Raw genomic sequence first — 16,336 nt, forward strand, 5'->3', positions numbered from 1 at the left:
TCACTCCAGGCCAGAGGGGGGAAGCCGGAAGGATCATCGTACGCACGCGGTACGTCCGGGAATATGACCCTTCCGGCCCCTGCTCAGGCCCGCTCCAGGACAAGTCGGCGCACCAGCTCCGGGAGCGCCTGGGAGATCGGCTCCCGGATCACCTCGGCCGCGGCCCCGTCGTACGGCGTCGGCTCGCCGTTCACGATGATCAGCTCCGCCCCGCTCCGCACCGCGTCGAGCGGCAGCGCCGCCACCGGGAACACCTGGAGGCTGGTACCGACCGCGATGAACACGTCGCAGGCCCGAACGATCGCGTCGGCCTGCCCGAGCACCTCCGGGTCGAGGTTCTCGCCGAACATCACCACGCGCGGCTTCAGGATCCCCCCGCAGGCCCGGCACGCCGGGTCCGGCTCCCCCGCCTCGACCCGCGCCAGCGCCTCCGCCATCGGCCCGACCACCCGGCAGCGCAGGCACTGCGTCTCCCGGGCCGTGCCGTGCAGTTCGAGCACCTTGCGGGCGGGCAGCCCGGACTTCTGGTGCAGCCCGTCGATGTTCTGGGTGAGCACCCGCAGCGGCAGACCGGAGCGCTCCAGGTCGACCAGCGCCCGGTGCCCGGCGTTCGGCTCGGCGGCCAGTGCGCCCGTCTCCAGCCGCATCCGCCAGGCCCTCCGGCGCACCTGCGGATCGTCCCGGTACGGCCCGATGGTGACCAGCTCCTCGGCCGACGGGTCCTTCTGCCACAGGCCCTGCGGGCCGCGGTAGTCGGGGATGCCGGAGTCCGTCGAGATGCCCGCGCCGGTGAGCACGGCGATCAGGGGACGCTTCGCGTTCATACCCCGGACGGTACGGGCGGCGGCCCGGCCCCGGCCACCGAAATTCCGGGGGCGCCGGCCCCGCGAACGCCCCGGCCCGGGAAACGCCGAAGGGCCCGGAGGCTTGATGCCTCCGGGCCCTTCTTCTTTGTAGCGGGGACAGGATTTGAACCTGCGACCTCTGGGTTATGAGCCCAGCGAGCTACCGAGCTGCTCCACCCCGCGTCGGTAAACACGACTCTACGCGACTTCCGCCGAATGACCTAATCGGCTTCCGTCCGCCCCCTGAAGGCTCCCCGCCGCCCCCGGCGGGTCCGGCTGCCCGGCCCGCCCCGAAGGCCCCTGACGACCCCCGGGAACGCCGCAGGGCGGCCACCCCGTGAGGGGTGACCGCCCTGCGTCAGTGACGCGCGACTCAGCCGGTGTACGGGCCGTAGTCGTAGTCGTCCAGCGGGACCGCCTGGCCGGAGCCGGCGCCGAAGGGCGACAGGTCGTAGTCGTCGTAGCCGACGGCCGAGTACATCGCGGCCTTGGCCTCCTCGGTCGGCTCGACCCGGATGTTGCGGTAGCGGGGCAGACCCGTACCGGCCGGGATGAGCTTACCGAGGATGACGTTCTCCTTGAGGCCCAGCAGCGGGTCCGACTTGGCGTGGATCGCCGCGTCGGTGAGGACCCGGGTCGTCTCCTGGAAGGAGGCGGCCGACAGCCAGGACTCGGTGGCCAGCGAGGCCTTGGTGATACCCATCAGCTGCGGACGGCCGGAGGCGGGGTGACCGCCCTCGGCGACGACGCGGCGGTTCTCCTGCTCGAAGCGGCCGCGCTCGACCAGCTCGCCGGGCAGCAGCTCGGCGTCGCCCGACTCGATGATCGTCACGCGGCGGAGCATCTGCCGGATGATGATCTCGATGTGCTTGTCGTGGATCGACACACCCTGCGAGTTGTAGACCTTCTGGACCTCGGCGACCAGGTGGACCTGGACGGCACGCTGGCCCATGATGCGCAGGACGTCGTGCGGGTTGGTGGCACCCATGGTCAGCTTCTGGCCGACCTCGACCGCCTCGCCCTCGCTGACCAGCAGCTTCACGCGCTTCGAGACCGGGTAGGCGATCTCGTCGCTGCCGTCGTCCGGGGTGACGACCAGCTTGCGGGTCTTCTCGGTGTCCTCGATGCGGACCCGGCCCTGCGCCTCCGAGATCGGGGCCACACCCTTGGGGGTACGGGCCTCGAAGAGCTCGACGACACGCGGCAGACCCTGGGTGATGTCGTCACCGGCCACACCACCGGTGTGGAAGGTACGCATGGTCAGCTGGGTACCGGGCTCACCGATGGACTGGGCGGCGATGATGCCGACCGCCTCACCGATGTCGACCAGCTTGCCGGTGGCCAGCGAGCGCCCGTAGCACATGGCGCAGGTGCCGACGGCCGACTCACAGGTCAGGATCGAGCGGGTCTTGACCTCGCCGATGCCGTGGCGGATCAGCTCGTCGATCAGGACATCGCCGAGGTCCGTGTTGGCGGTGGCGAGGAGCTTGCCGTCCACCGTGATGTCCTCGGCCAGCATGCGGGCGTAGACGCTGGTCTCGACGTCGTCGGCCTTGCGCAGCACGCCGTCCGGGCCCACGGAGCCGATCGCCAGCTTCAGGCCGCGCTCGGTGCCGCAGTCCTCCTCGCGAATGATGACGTCCTGGGAGACGTCGACCAGACGACGGGTGAGGTAGCCGGAGTCGGCGGTACGGAGGGCGGTGTCGGCCAGACCCTTACGGGCACCGTGGGTGGAGATGAAGTACTCCAGCACGGACAGACCCTCACGGAACGACGCCTTGATGGGTCGCGGGATGGTCTCGTTCTTGGCGTTCGACACCAGACCACGCATACCGGCGATCTGGCGCATCTGCATCATGTTTCCACGAGCACCCGAGTCGACCATCATGAAGATGGGGTTCGTCTTCGGGAAGTTCTCGTTCATGGCCTCGGCGACCTCGTTGGTCGCCTGGGTCCAGATGCCGATGAGCTCCTGCTTGCGCTCGTCGTTGGTGATCAGGCCGCGCTCGTACTGACGCTGGACCTTCTCCGCCTTCGCCTCGTAGCCCTCCAGGATCTGGGGCTTGTTCGGCGGGACGACGACGTCCGAGATCGAGACGGTGACGCCCGAGCGGGTCGACCAGTGGAAGCCGGCCGCCTTCAGGTTGTCCAGCGTCGCCGCGACGACGACCTTGGGGTAGCGCTCCGCCAGGTCGTTGACGATCGCGGAGAGCTGCTTCTTGCCCACCTCGTAGTCGACGAACGGGTAGTCCTCGGGCAGCAGCTCGTTGAAGAGCGCGCGGCCCAGGGTGGTGGTCAGGCGGAACGGCTCGCCGTCGAACCAGCCGGACTGGCCCTCCTCGTCCACCGGCGGGGTCCAGCCGCGCGGCGGGACGGTGCCGGCCGGCAGGCGCAGCTCGATCGGGGCCTGGACGTCCAGGTCGCGGGCGTCGAAGGCCATGATCGCCTCGGCGGTCGACGAGAAGGTGCGGCCGGCGCCCTTCACGTTGTCGCGGTCCGAGGTCAGGAAGAACAGACCGAGCACCATGTCCTGGGTCGGCATGGTGACGGGGCGACCGTCGGCCGGCTTCAGGATGTTGTTCGAGGACAGCATCAGGATGCGGGCCTCGGCCTGCGCCTCCGCGGAGAGCGGCAGGTGGACGGCCATCTGGTCACCGTCGAAGTCCGCGTTGAACGCGGTGCAGACGAGCGGGTGGATCTGGATGGCCTTGCCCTCGACCAGCTGCGGCTCGAAGGCCTGGATGCCGAGGCGGTGCAGGGTGGGCGCACGGTTCAGCAGGACCGGGTGCTCGGCGATGACCTCTTCGAGGACGTCCCACACGACCGGACGGGCGCGCTCGACCATGCGCTTGGCCGACTTGATGTTCTGCGCGTGGTTCAGGTCCACCAGGCGCTTCATCACGAACGGCTTGAAGAGCTCCAGCGCCATGGCCTTCGGCAGACCGCACTGGTGCAGCTTGAGCTGCGGGCCGACGACGATGACCGAACGGGCCGAGTAGTCGACTCGCTTGCCGAGGAGGTTCTGACGGAAACGACCCTGCTTGCCCTTCAGCATGTCGCTGAGGGACTTCAGCGGGCGGTTGCCCGGGCCGGTGACCGGACGGCCGCGGCGGCCGTTGTCGAACAGCGCGTCGACGGCCTCCTGGAGCATGCGCTTCTCGTTGTTCACGATGATCTCGGGGGCACCGAGGTCGAGCAGGCGCTTCAGGCGGTTGTTGCGGTTGATGACGCGGCGGTACAGGTCGTTCAGGTCGGAGGTCGCGAAGCGGCCACCGTCCAGCTGCACCATCGGACGCAGGTCCGGCGGGATGACCGGGACGCAGTCCAGCACCATGCCGTTGGGCTTGTTGGTGGTCTGCAGGAACGCGGAGACGACCTTGAGGCGCTTGAGCGCACGGGTCTTCTTCTGGCCCTTGCCGGTGCGGATGATCTCGCGCAGGCGCTCGGACTCCTCCGCCAGGTCGAAGGTCTCGAGGCGGTCCTTGAGGGCCGCCGCGCCCATCGAGCCGGAGAAGTAGGTGCCGAAGCGGTCGCGCAGCTCGCGGTAGAGCAGCTCGTCGCCCTCGAGGTCCTGGACCTTGAGGTTCTTGAAGCGGGCCCACACCTCGTCGAGGCGGTCGAGCTCGCGCTGCGCGCGGTCGCGCAGCTGCTTCATCTCGCGCTCGGCGCCCTCGCGCACCTTGCGGCGCACGTCGGCCTTGGCGCCCTCGGCCTCCAGCTCGGCCAGGTCGGTCTCGGCCTTCTTGGCGCGGGCCTCGAGGTCGGAGTCGCGGCGGTTCTCGATCTGCTGGCGCTCGACCGAGACGTGCGCCTCCAGGGACGGCAGGTCGCGCTGGCGGCGCTCGTCGTCGACCCAGGTGATCATGTAGGCGGCGAAGTAGATGACCTTCTCGAGGTCCTTCGGCGCCAGGTCCAGCAGGTAGCCCAGGCGGGACGGCACGCCCTTGAAGTACCAGATGTGGGTGACCGGGGCGGCCAGCTCGATGTGGCCCATCCGCTCACGGCGCACCTTGGCGCGGGTCACCTCGACGCCGCAGCGCTCGCAGATGATGCCCTTGAAGCGGACGCGCTTGTACTTACCGCAGTAGCACTCCCAGTCCCGGGTGGGGCCGAAGATCTTCTCGCAGAAGAGCCCGTCCTTTTCCGGCTTCAGGGTGCGGTAGTTGATGGTCTCCGGCTTCTTGACCTCGCCGTGCGACCACTGGCGGATGTCGTCGGCGGTGGCCAGGCCGATGCGGAGCTCGTCGAAGAAGTTGACGTCAAGCACTGGTCGTCAAGCCCTCTTTCGTAAGTCGAGAGTCGTTCATGTGGTCTGAGGGGGGCCTGGGGGCGGGCCGGCCGCTGCTGCGGCCGGCCCAACCTCCGTCAGACCTCTTCGACGCTGCTGGGCTCGCGCCGGGACAGGTCGATGCCGAGCTCCTCGGCGGCGCGGAACACGTCCTCGTCGGAGTCCCGCATCTCGATGGACTGGCCGTCCGAGGACAGCACCTCCACGTTGAGGCAGAGCGACTGCATTTCCTTGATGAGGACCTTGAAGGACTCGGGAATGCCGGGCTCGGGGATGTTCTCGCCCTTGACGATGGCCTCGTAGACCTTCACGCGGCCGAGGACGTCGTCGGACTTGATGGTGAGCAGCTCCTGGAGCGCGTAGGCGGCGCCGTACGCCTCGAGGGCCCACACCTCCATCTCACCGAAGCGCTGACCACCGAACTGCGCCTTACCACCGAGCGGCTGCTGGGTGATCATCGAGTACGGACCGGTCGAGCGGGCGTGCAGCTTGTCGTCGACCAGGTGGTGCAGCTTGAGGATGTACATGTAGCCGACCGAGACCGGCATCGGGAACGGCTCGCCGGAGCGGCCGTCGAACAGGCGGGCCTTGCCGGTGGAGTTCACCAGGCGCTCACCGTCACGGGTGAGGGTGGTGTTGTCCAGCAGGCCGGTGATCTCGTCCTCGCGGGCGCCGTCGAAGACCGGGGTGGCGAGGTTGGTGCCGCCCTCGACCGTGTCGGCGCCGATCGCCTGGAGGCGCTGGGCCCACTCGTCGGCGAGGCCGGAGACGTCCCAGCCCTGCTTGGCGAGCCACCCGAGGTGGATCTCCAGGACCTGTCCCGGGTTCATTCGGGACGGGACACCCAGCGGGTTGAGGATGATGTCGACCGGGGTGCCGTCCTCCAGGAACGGCATGTCCTCGACCGGCAGGATCTTCGAGATGACGCCCTTGTTGCCGTGACGGCCGGCGAGCTTGTCACCGTTGGTGATCTTGCGCTTCTGGGCCACGTAGACGCGGACCAGCTGGTTGACGCCCGGGGGCAGCTCGTCGCCCTCTTCGCGGTCGAAGACGCGGACGCCGATGACCTTGCCGGACTCACCGTGCGGCACCTTCAGCGAGGTGTCGCGGACCTCACGGGCCTTCTCGCCGAAGATCGCGCGGAGCAGGCGCTCCTCCGGGGTCAGCTCGGTCTCGCCCTTGGGCGTGACCTTGCCGACCAGGATGTCGCCGGTGACGACGTCGGCGCCGATGCGGATGATGCCGCGCTCGTCGAGGTCGGCCAGGACCTCCTCGGAGACGTTCGGGATGTCCCGGGTGATCTCCTCGGGGCCGAGCTTGGTGTCACGGGCGTCGACCTCGTGCTCCTCGATGTGGATCGAGGAGAGGACGTCGTCCTGCACGAGGCGCTGCGACAGGATGATCGCGTCCTCGTAGTTGTGACCCTCCCACGACATGAACGCCACGAGCAGGTTCTTGCCGAGGGCCATCTCGCCCTCGTCGGTGCACGGGCCGTCGGCCAGCACCTGGTTGACCTCGACCCGGGCGCCCTCGTCCACGAGCACCTTCTGGTTGAAGGCGGTGCCCTGGTTGGAGCGGGTGAACTTGGCGGCGCGGTACGTGGTGTACGTGCCGTCGTCGTTGGCCACGGTGACGTAGTCGGCCGAGACCTCCTGGACGACACCGGCCTTCTCGGCGGTGATGACGTCCGCGGCGTCGACGGCGCAGCGGTACTCCATGCCGGTACCGACCAGCGGGGCCTCGCTCTTCAGCAGCGGCACCGCCTGGCGCATCATGTTCGAGCCCATGAGCGCGCGGTTGGCGTCGTCGTGCTCGAGGAACGGGATCATGGCGGTCGCGACCGACACCATCTGGCGCGGCGAGACGTCCATGTAGTCGATCTCGGAGCCCGGGATGTAGTCGATCTCGCCGCCACGGCGGCGGACCAGGACACGCGGCTCGGCGAAGTGCAGGTCCGCGGTCAGCGGGGCGTTCGCCTGGGCGATGACGTAGCGGTCCTCCTCGTCGGCCGTCAGGTAGTCGACCTTCTCGGTGACCACACCGTCGACGACCTTGCGGTACGGCGTCTCGATGAAGCCGAACGCGTTGACCCGGCCGTACGAGGCCAGCGAGCCGATCAGACCGATGTTCGGGCCTTCGGGCGTCTCGATCGGACACATACGGCCGTAGTGCGAGGGGTGCACGTCACGGACCTCGAAGCCGGCGCGCTCACGGGAGAGACCGCCGGGGCCGAGCGCGGACAGACGACGCTTGTGGGTCAGGCCCGACAGCGGGTTCGTCTGGTCCATGAACTGCGACAGCTGGCTGGTGCCGAAGAACTCCTTGATGGAGGCGACGACCGGCCGGATGTTGATCAGGGTCTGCGGCGTGATCGCCTCGACGTCCTGGGTGGTCATGCGCTCGCGCACGACGCGCTCCATACGGGCGAGACCCGTACGGACCTGGTTCTGGATGAGCTCGCCGACGTTGCGCAGGCGGCGGTTGCCGAAGTGGTCGATGTCGTCGACCTCGACCACGATGTCGCGGCCCTCGTCGTCACGCCACTCGGTCTCGCCCGCGTGCAGCTTCACCAGGTACTTGATCGCACCGATGATGTCGGGCTCGGTGAGCACGCCGGAGTCCAGCGACTCGGCGTTGCCCAGCTTGCGGTTGACCTTGTAACGGCCGACCTTCGCGAGGTCGTAGCGCTTCGGGTTGAAGTAGAGGTTCTCCAGAAGCGTCTGCGCGGCCTCGCGCGTGGGCGGCTCGCCCGGGCGCAGCTTGCGGTAGATGTCCAGCAGCGCGTCGTCCTGGCCCTGGGTGTGGTCCTTCTCCAGGGTGGCGCGCATCGACTCGTACTCGCCGAACTCCTCGAGAATCATCTCGTTGGTCCAGCCGAGCGCCTTGAGCAGCACGGTGACGGACTGCTTGCGCTTGCGGTCGATGCGGACGCCGACCATGTCGCGCTTGTCGATCTCCATCTCCAGCCAGGCACCACGCGAGGGGATGACCTTGCAGGAGTAGATGTCCTTGTCGGACACCTTGTCCAGGGTGGAGTCGAAGTACACACCCGGGGAGCGGACCAGCTGCGACACGACGACACGCTCGGTGCCGTTGATCACGAACGTGCCCTTGTGGGTCATGAGCGGGAAGTCGCCCATGAAGACCGTCTGAGACTTGATCTCACCGGTCTCGTTGTTGGTGAACTCGGCGGTGACGAAGAGCGGGGCCGCGAACGTGAAGTCGCGGTCCTTGCACTCGTCAATGGAGTTCTTCGGCGGCTCGAAACGGTGGTCGCGGAAGGTCAGCGACATCGACCCGCTGAAGTCCTCGATCGGGGAGATCTCCTCGAAGATCTCCTCCAGACCGGACTTCGTGGGGACGTCCTGACCACTCTCCAGGGCCGCCTCGACCCGGGACTTCCAGGCCGCGTTGCCGAGCAGCCAGTCAAAGCTCTCGGTCTGCAGGGCCAGGAGGTTGGGGACCTCGAGGGGCTCCTTGATCTTCGCGAACGAGACGCGGAGCGGGGCGGTGGATGCGGCGGAATTGTTCGAGGCGTTGCGCGGCGCGGCCAAGAGGGGGGTCCTTCCGAGGGCTCGGAGCTCACTACGCGCGTACCAGCCGGGCCTTCACGGGCTTGGTCCCGCCTCCTCGCCACTGGCCTCCGCCGGGATCGAAGTCCCAGGTCAGAGCCGCTTTGCGGAGGCGATGCCAGACCCCTTCAGGGCAACGCAAACTCCGGGCGACGAGTCACGGAGCAGCTAACAGGCAGCGCAAAGGGACAGTGTAGCCAATGGCCACACTGCTGTCCAGCTCTGATTCGGAGACCGAATCGGAGACTCCTCCCGGTAGCCGGCGAGCGCGGACGCCCACCGGGTACTGCTCTAACTCACGTGGAGTCATTTCCCGCCGGAGCCACTGGTTATGCATCCAGTAGCGGACCAACCGGGCGGACTCGCGCCTTGAGAATCGCGCGCCCCGCCGGGTTCGTCAAGGGCCCGCCGACGGTGCGGGCCTCGACCGGTCTATCGACCGCGACCCCCTCGGCGTTACAGAAGCCGTGGTGGGGCCGCCCTCGACGACGGTGATCACCATACCGTCCGGCACCGACGGTGCCGAGTGGGCGTTCGGCCACACCGGTGGACCGGGCCGGCCGGGGGCGGCGGAACGGGCCCCCGCGCCCGGCCCAGGGGCCCGGGAACACGAAAAAGCCGGGCCGACCACCCGCAAGGGTGATCGGCCCGGCTTCAGGCCCCCTCAGAGGGGGCGAGAAGTCACTTGACGGTGACCTTGGCGCCGGCACCCTCGAGGGCGGCCTTGGCCTTCTCGGCAACGTCCTTGGCAACCTTCTCCAGGACCTTGGCACCAGCGGTGTCAACGAGGTCCTTGGCCTCCTTCAGGCCGAGGGAGGTCAGGGTGCGCACCTCCTTGATGACCTGGATCTTCTTGTCGCCGGCACCATCGAGGATGACGTCGAACTCGTCCTGCTCCTCGACGGCCTCAACGGCGGCCGGGCCACCGGCGGCGGCAACGGCGACCGGGGCGGCAGCGGTGACGTCGAACTTCTCCTCGAAGGCCTTCACGAAGGCAGCGAGCTCGATGAGGGTGAGCTCCTCGAACTGCGCGAGCAGCTCGTCCTGGGTCAGCTTCGCCATGATGGCGTCCTTCCACTAAATCGGCAGGTGGTGCCGTATGTACGGGTTGGGCGGGCACGGGCCCGCAGCGAGGCGTGAGCCTGCCGAATTACTCGGCGGCCGCGTCCTCGGCGGCGGGAGCCGGCGTACCGGCACCGCCCTGCTCGACCTTGTCGCGCAGCGCGTCCACAGTGCGGACGAGCTTCGACGGCAGGGCCTGGAAGAGCGCGGCAGCCTGGGACTGCTTGGCCTTCAGGGCACCCGCCAGCTTGGCGAGCAGCACCTCGCGGGACTCGAGGTCCGCGAGCTTCTTGATCTCATCGGCGGACAGCGCCTTACCGTCAAGGACACCGCCCTTGATGATGAGAGCGGGGTTCTCCTTGGCGAAGTCACGCAGAGCCTTCGCCGACTCCACCGGGTCACCGGTGACGAAGGCGACAGCCGTCGGACCGTTGAACAGGTCGTCGAGCTCCGTGATCCCGACCTCATTGGCCGCAATCTTGGTCAGCGTGTTCTTCACCACGGCGTACTCGGCGTTGTCGCCGAGCGAGCGACGCAGGGTCTTGACCTGCTTCACCGAGAGACCGCGGTACTCGGTCAGCAGCGCCGCGGAGGAGCCACGGAACTTGTCCGTGATCTCGGCGACGGCGGCAGCCTTGTCGGGCCTGGCCATAGGCTTACGCCTCCTTCCGTGATGTCGAAGTCGGGCCGACCGCAAAAGTCGACCTGGGTCGCCGCGGACCGACTGGAGGGAAGGAAAGCTCCTGCGAAAACGCAATGAGCCCCGGTGCGCAGGCGCACGGGGCTCGTGACGACCTCGACGGGCGATCGCGCGAACGCGGACCCGGAAGTCGAAGCTCCAGACACACCTGCGCGGGCTGCCTGCGACGAAGCGCAGATCCTTCGGCCACCGATCCCTGACGGGCGCGGCGACAACCAGCGGTCTTTGGCTTCGGCAACAGTAACCGGAGCCCCTCACCAGGTGCAAATCGCCCTCGGACGGGGCGTCCCCCGGGGTCGCCGCGGCACGGGTCGCCAGTGCGGCGGGCCGGCGGGCCGGCGGCTCGGCAGGCCGGCGGCTCAGCGGGCCAGCGGGGAGACCGTCCGGACGCCGGTGTCCACGGTGTCCGACTCGGCCGGGGCCTGCGCCGAGAGCAGCGCCCCGGCGAGGTCGGTGTAGAGCACCGAGTCGTCCTGCCGGCCGCTGTCCCCGGTGCCGGTCCGCTGGAGCCGGACCAGCTGGTCCTTGTCGTTGAGCCAGAGGTCCAGGGTGAGCGAGGCCGAGCCGCCGGGCGAGAGCGCGGCCCGCAGGCCGTCCCGGCGGGCCGCGGTCAGCTGGGCCTGGGCGGCCGCGTACTTCTCGGCGGTGGTGGCGACCCGGTAGTGCTCGACGGTCGAGTCCTCGAACTTCTCCTCGCCCACGAAGACCGGGTCCGTCCCCTCGGCGGTGGCCGCGGTCAGCGCCTCGACCGGGTTCAGCAGGTCGATCAGCCCGGCGTACGGGACCTCCTTGTGGCCGTCCGCGTCCGGCGGGACGGTGAAGCGCTCCCAGTGCCGGCCGCCCTGCCTGGCCGCGGTGGCGGCGTCCCCGCCCTGGTAGGCGACGGTGTCCACGACGATCAGCTGCTCGGCCTCGGCGGGGGTGGAGCGCTTGATCTGGAGAGCGGTCTTGGGCTGCCAGAACAGCGGGCCGGACCCGGCGTCCGGGCCGAGCCGGTAGCTGACCTTGGCCCGGCGGGCGGTCTGCATGGCCAGCTGGGCGGAGAGCAGCACCCCGTGCGGCGAGCGGTCGGTGGGCTTGGCCTGGGCGCTCGGGGAGGCGGTGGACGGCGAGGCGCTGCTCAGGCTCGGGCTGCCGGACGGCGTGGCGGACGTCTCCCCGCCCCCGCCGCACCCGCTCAGCCCGCTGGTCAGCAGGGCGACGACGGCCACCGCCGCCAAGCGCTGCCGTGCCGCCATCGTCCGTTCCCCTCTCGCCCGCCCCCGTCCGACGGCGGCCCCGTTCCGGCCACCTTGCCACCCGTCTCCGACCGGCCCGGTGGCGGCCCCCCTCGGGCGGGCGGGTCCACCGGGTCGGCCGAGCCCGGACCGGCGCCGGGGCTCCGGTCCGGGGCGGCGGGGATCAGCTGCCGGCGGCGGCCTTCTGGAGGTCGGCGAGGTCGATGTAGTCCACCGGGGTGGCGGCGATCACCGGGGTGCCGTAGTCCGAGTAGCTGACGGAGACGTTCACCGCGCCGACCTTGCTCTCGGCCTGCTCGGTCCGCTTGACCACGAGCTTGTCGGCGTCGACCCAGACGTCGACCTGCTCGCTGGCGATGCCGGCCGCGTCCAGGCCCTTCTTGATCCGGTCGGCCTGCGCCTGGGTGATGCCCTGGGTGGAGGCGATGGCCAGGTCCGCGGCGCTGATCACGCCGGAGTAGTGGGTGGTCGCCTTGCCGTTCACCGTCTCCGGGCCGACCTCGGTGACCTTGCCGCCGGCGATCAGCGTCCGGACGCCCTGCACCGGGTCCGCGCTCTGCAGCTGGTCGGTCGCACCGCCGGAGGCCTTGGCCATGTCGGCCATGGTGTAGCGCACCCAGCGCGGGCCGCTGTTCTGCAGCAGCTCCCCGCCGAGGCCCAGGAACACCGCGTCCTTGGTGTACAGGTAGTGCGCCTTCGGCCCGCCGGTGATCGGCGCCAGGACCTTGCCCAGCGGGGAGCCCGACAGGTCCATCGCGAGGTCGGCCTCCAGGCCGTCGGCCCAGGACAGCGCGCCCTGGCCCTTCATGGTGATCTCGCCGACCTGGATCAGCTCGTCGACCTTCGCCGACTTGGCCGCACCGGTCTTCTGGGTGACCTGCTCCAGGAAGACCGCCGGGCTGACCTTCTCCGGCTTCGCGCCGGTCGGGGCGGCGGCCGACGGGGTGGCCGGGGCGGCGTTCTTGTCCGCCGACTTGTCGTTGTCGCACGCGGTCGCGGTCAGCGCCAGGGCGGCGAGGACGACGGTGACGGCGGCCTTGCGGGTTCCAGCCATGACTTCCCCCCTCGAAGAGCTGATTGTCAGCTCTTCTCATGCGTTTCTCATCCGGACTCTAACGGATCGCCGGAAGCCCCACGCGCCGGATATCCGCTCCCCCGTCACCCGCCGGCGGCGGGCGTCGCGTCCGCCGCTCCGGGAGCCGAGACATCGGTCGTGGTGACCGTGGTTCCCGCACTCCCCCGGACCGTCTCGCGCAGCCGCAGCAGCTGCATGCCGGGGCCGACCCAGACGTCGTAGCCGATCGCCGTCACCCCGTGCCGCTGGTACCAGTCCAGCGTGGCGGCCCGCCGCTGCGGGCTCAACTCGTCGTCCTTGCCGAACAGTTCGGCCACCGGCGCGGAGCCCCGGTAGTGCGCCACGGTCACCCCGGCCAGCTGCTCGCCGCCGAGCGAGGTGAGCTTGACGCCCTGCGCGACCTCGTACGCCCGGCTGCCCGGGTTGGTGATCAGCGCGGTCGTCCAGCCGCCCGCGAAGCCCTCCGGGTCGGGGCCCGCCGCGGGGTCGACCGACTCGGCGGTGCTCCGCTCCGCGTGCTTGGCCGCGCCGCCCTGGTAGACGAGGTCGAGCGCGCCGTCCTTCACGGTCAGCCGTCCGGTGCCCAGCTCGTCGGTGACGGCCAGCCCGGCCTCGTCCGCGGCGCCCCAGACCAGGGAGCCGCTCGCGGTGCGCCGGCCGGCCGGGCCCTCCTGGACCACGTCGATCCGGGCGCCGCCGGCGTCGTCCAGCCCCTGCGCGGCCGAGAGCACCACCTGCTTGGGCGGCACCGGCGCGGGGCCCCCGGGGGTGCGGGTGGTCGGGACGGCCAGCAGGCTGCACCCGGTGGTGGTGAGCAGCAGCAGGGCCGCCACGAGAACGGTGGGGCGAGGGGCGGGCAGCACGGCACACTCCGGCGGTCACAGGTGCTCCACATGGTCTGACCGGCAGAGCGTACGACGGTTCGGCCCGTCGTTCCCATCCGCCGGTGTCCCGATCCGGCAACCGTTCCGGCCCGTCGGCCCGACCGGCCCGCGCCGGGCCGCGTACCGGCTCCTTCCTCGGGAACGACGGCGGGCCCGCACCCCCGGTGAAGGGGGTACGGGCCCGCCGTACGGACTGCTCTAGAGCACTGGGGCTCAGACCGCGGCCGGGTCCTCCTCGGCGAGGAGGTTGCGGGTGCGGTTCGGGTCCACCAGGACGCCGGGGCCCATGGTGGTCGAGAACGCGGTCTTCTTGATGTAGCGGCCCTTGGCGGCGGACGGCTTGGCGCGGAGCACCTCGTCCAGCGCGGCGGCGTAGTTCTCGACCAGCTGCTCGTCGGTGAAGGAGGCCTTACCGATGATGAAGTGCAGGTTCGAGTGCTTGTCGACGCGGAACTCGATCTTGCCGCCCTTGATCTCGTTCACGGCCTTGGCCACGTCCGGGGTCACGGTGCCGGTCTTCGGGTTCGGCATCAGGCCACGGGGACCGAGCACGCGGCCGAGGCGGCCGACCTTGCCCATGAGGTCCGGGGTGGCGACGACGGCGTCGAAGTCGAGGCGGCCCTTGGCGACCTCGTCGATGAGCTCGTCGGAGCCGACGATGTCGGCGCCCGCAGCACGCGCGGCCTCGGCACGCTCGCCGGTCGCGAAGACCAGGACCCGAGCGGTCTTACCGGTGCCGTGCGGGAGGATCACGGTGCTGCGGACCATCTGGTCGGCCTTGCGCGGGTCGACGCCCAGACGCATGGCGACCTCGACGGTGCCGTCGAACTTGGTGGTGCTGGTCGCCTTGGCGAGGCGGACGGCCTCGAGGGGGGCGTAAAGGCGCTCGCGGTCGACCTGGGCGTCCGCGGCCTTCAGGGCCTTGCTGCGCTTCATGGCTGCTCCTGAATGATGAATGGAGTTGTGGTGTCACGGGCCTGCGCGGGCCCTACCACAGGGGACGAGAAGGGAACTCAGCCCTCGACGGTGATGCCCATCGACCGGGCGGTGCCGGCGATGATCTTCTCCGCGGCGTCCAGGTCGTTGGCGTTCAGGTCGGGCATCTTGGTCGTGGCGATGTCGCGGACCTGGGCGCTGGTGAGCTTGGCGACCTTGGTCTTGTGCGGCTCGCTGGAGCCCTTGTCGACACCCGCGGCCTTCAGGATGAGGCGCGCGGCCGGCGGCGTCTTCGTGATGAAGGTGAAGGAACGGTCCTCGTAGACCGTGATCTCCACCGGCACGATCATGCCGCGCTGCGACTCGGTCGCAGCGTTGTAGGCCTTGCAGAACTCCATGATGTTGACGCCGTGCTGGCCCAGCGCGGGGCCGACCGGCGGCGCCGGGTTGGCCGCACCGGCGTTGATCTGGAGCTTGATAAGCCCCGTGACCTTCTTCTTCTTGGGAGGCATGTCTCTCCGGGTCCTTCCGAGAGGTGATTGCTGGTGCGTGCGAAACCGGGGCGACACCCGGCCGCCAGCACACACATCGGACCAGGCTAACGCGTCAGCGCCGCTGGACCAAAACGGGTTCGGGGCGGAGGCTCCTCGCCCCCGCCCCGAACCCGAAGACGGTATGACTAGTTCTTCTGGATCTGGTCGAAGGAGAGCTCGACCGGGGTCTCCCGGCCGAAGATCTCGACCAGGCCCTTGACCTTCTTCGAGTCCGGGTTGATCTCGTTGATGGTCGCCTGGAGGGTCGCGAACGGACCGTCGGTGACGGTGACCGAGTCGCCGACCTCGAAGTCCAGCACCTGGATCTCGCTCGGCTTGATCGGCGAGGGCTTGCCGGCCTCCTTGGCCGCCTGGCGCTCGACGTCGGGGGCGAGCATCTTGACGACCTCGTCCAGGGTCAGCGGGTACGGGTCGTAGGCGTTGCCGACGAAGCCGGTGACACCCGGGGTGTTGCGCACGACGCCCCAGGACTCGGGGGTGAGGTCCATGCGCACCAGGACGTAGCCGGGGAGCTTGTTCTGGCGGATGGTCTTGCGGTCGCCGTTCTTGATCTGGACGACCTCCTCCTGCGGCACCTCGGCCTGGAAGATGTACTCCTCGACGTTCAGCGAGACGGCGCGCTGCTCCAGGTTCTGCTTCACCCGGTTCTCGTAGCCGGCGTAGGTGTGGATCACGTACCACTCGCCCGGCATGAAGCGCAGGTCCTCGCGGAACTTGGCGACCGGGTCGACCTCGTCGGCCGACTCCTCCTCGGCCTCCTCGGCCTCCTCGGCCTCCTCGGCCTCCTCGGCGTCCTCGACGGACTCCTCGGCCTCGGCGTCGCCCTCCACGTGCAGCGCGGCCTCCTCGGCGGGCTCGCCGGCCTCGGCCTCGTCGTACGCCTCGACCTCGTCCTCGTCGCTGTCCGCGGCGTCCACGATCTGCTCGGCGGACTCGGCGTCGTCAGCCGGCTCGGCCGCGTCCAGCTCGGCGGCGCCATCCGCCTCGCGGACGGTCTCGTCGGCGTCGTACAGGGGGGACTCAGACACGGTGGCGGCTTCTTTCCTGGAGATGGTGAAGGTGGCGCGCTCCTCGACCGGCCCGGCGGACGGCCGCTCGCGCGGGCGCCAGGTGAGGTCTCGGAGACTTCAACAGTACCGAGTCCACGGTAGCCGCGCGTACGTCCGGCGCCGACAGCTCGAC

11 protein-coding genes and 1 tRNA gene are annotated in these 16,336 nt (G+C 69.6%); all 12 read right to left on the reverse strand.

The features are described 5' to 3' along the window. Positions 1-83: 83 nt before the first annotated feature. A complete protein-coding gene (locus tag ACFVU7_RS10355; protein ID WP_049651978.1) occupies positions 84-824 on the reverse strand; it encodes a Sir2 family NAD-dependent protein deacetylase in 741 nt (246 codons plus the stop codon). A 130-nt stretch (positions 825-954) separates the two neighbouring features. Further along, a tRNA-Met gene (locus ACFVU7_RS10360) sits at positions 955-1,028 on the reverse strand. A gap of 190 nt (positions 1,029-1,218) precedes the next feature. Beyond that, positions 1,219-5,112, reverse strand: coding sequence for a DNA-directed RNA polymerase subunit beta' (locus ACFVU7_RS10365; protein WP_074003974.1), 3,894 nt, complete (start codon positions 5,110-5,112; stop codon positions 1,219-1,221). Positions 5,113-5,210: 98 nt separating this feature from the next. Beyond that, positions 5,211-8,687 (reverse strand): DNA-directed RNA polymerase subunit beta, encoded by a 3,477-nt coding sequence (rpoB, locus tag ACFVU7_RS10370; protein WP_074003975.1) that lies wholly within the window; start codon positions 8,685-8,687, stop codon positions 5,211-5,213. A gap of 699 nt (positions 8,688-9,386) precedes the next feature. Then, complete coding sequence (rplL, locus tag ACFVU7_RS10375; RefSeq protein ID WP_198959424.1) at positions 9,387-9,770, reverse strand: 50S ribosomal protein L7/L12; 384 nt, start codon at positions 9,768-9,770, stop codon at positions 9,387-9,389. Positions 9,771-9,855: 85 nt separating this feature from the next. Next, the gene (gene rplJ / locus ACFVU7_RS10380) at positions 9,856-10,419 is read right to left on the reverse strand and encodes a 50S ribosomal protein L10 (protein ID WP_045693068.1); all 564 of its coding nucleotides are present in this window, start codon (positions 10,417-10,419) and stop codon (positions 9,856-9,858) included. Between the two features lie 407 nt (positions 10,420-10,826). Next, positions 10,827-11,705 (reverse strand): hypothetical protein, encoded by an 879-nt coding sequence (locus ACFVU7_RS10385; protein WP_049651980.1) that lies wholly within the window; start codon positions 11,703-11,705, stop codon positions 10,827-10,829. 163 nt (positions 11,706-11,868) lie between these two features. After that, on the reverse strand, positions 11,869-12,759 hold the full coding sequence (locus ACFVU7_RS10390) for a hypothetical protein (RefSeq protein WP_388044866.1): 891 nt from the start codon (positions 12,757-12,759) through the stop codon (positions 11,869-11,871). A 104-nt stretch (positions 12,760-12,863) separates the two neighbouring features. Then, positions 12,864-13,643 (reverse strand): hypothetical protein, encoded by a 780-nt coding sequence (locus ACFVU7_RS10395; RefSeq protein WP_049651982.1) that lies wholly within the window; start codon positions 13,641-13,643, stop codon positions 12,864-12,866. Positions 13,644-13,877: 234 nt separating this feature from the next. Then, on the reverse strand, positions 13,878-14,600 hold the full coding sequence (gene rplA, locus ACFVU7_RS10400) for a 50S ribosomal protein L1 (RefSeq protein ID WP_049651983.1): 723 nt from the start codon (positions 14,598-14,600) through the stop codon (positions 13,878-13,880). A gap of 77 nt (positions 14,601-14,677) precedes the next feature. Continuing rightward, positions 14,678-15,112 (reverse strand): 50S ribosomal protein L11, encoded by a 435-nt coding sequence (gene rplK, locus ACFVU7_RS10405; RefSeq protein WP_049651984.1) that lies wholly within the window; start codon positions 15,110-15,112, stop codon positions 14,678-14,680. Positions 15,113-15,279: 167 nt separating this feature from the next. Continuing rightward, complete coding sequence (nusG, locus tag ACFVU7_RS10410; protein WP_388044867.1) at positions 15,280-16,182, reverse strand: transcription termination/antitermination protein NusG; 903 nt, start codon at positions 16,180-16,182, stop codon at positions 15,280-15,282. Between the last annotated feature and the right edge of the window lie 154 nt (positions 16,183-16,336).

This window comes from Kitasatospora sp. NPDC058046 (genome assembly GCF_042885595.1).
GTDB lineage: Bacteria > Actinomycetota > Actinomycetes > Streptomycetales > Streptomycetaceae > Kitasatospora.

Coding starts and splice junctions, on each gene's coding strand:
- ACFVU7_RS10355 (WP_049651978.1), bottom strand. CDS start 824: ATGAACGCGAAGCGTCCCCTGATCGCCGTGCTCACCGGCGCGGGCATC.
- rplJ (WP_045693068.1), bottom strand. CDS start 10,419: ATGGCCAGGCCCGACAAGGCTGCCGCCGTCGCCGAGATCACGGACAAG.
- ACFVU7_RS10385 (WP_049651980.1), bottom strand. CDS start 11,705: ATGGCGGCACGGCAGCGCTTGGCGGCGGTGGCCGTCGTCGCCCTGCTG.
- ACFVU7_RS10390 (WP_388044866.1), bottom strand. CDS start 12,759: ATGGCTGGAACCCGCAAGGCCGCCGTCACCGTCGTCCTCGCCGCCCTG.
- rplA (WP_049651983.1), bottom strand. CDS start 14,600: ATGAAGCGCAGCAAGGCCCTGAAGGCCGCGGACGCCCAGGTCGACCGC.
- rplK (WP_049651984.1), bottom strand. CDS start 15,112: ATGCCTCCCAAGAAGAAGAAGGTCACGGGGCTTATCAAGCTCCAGATC.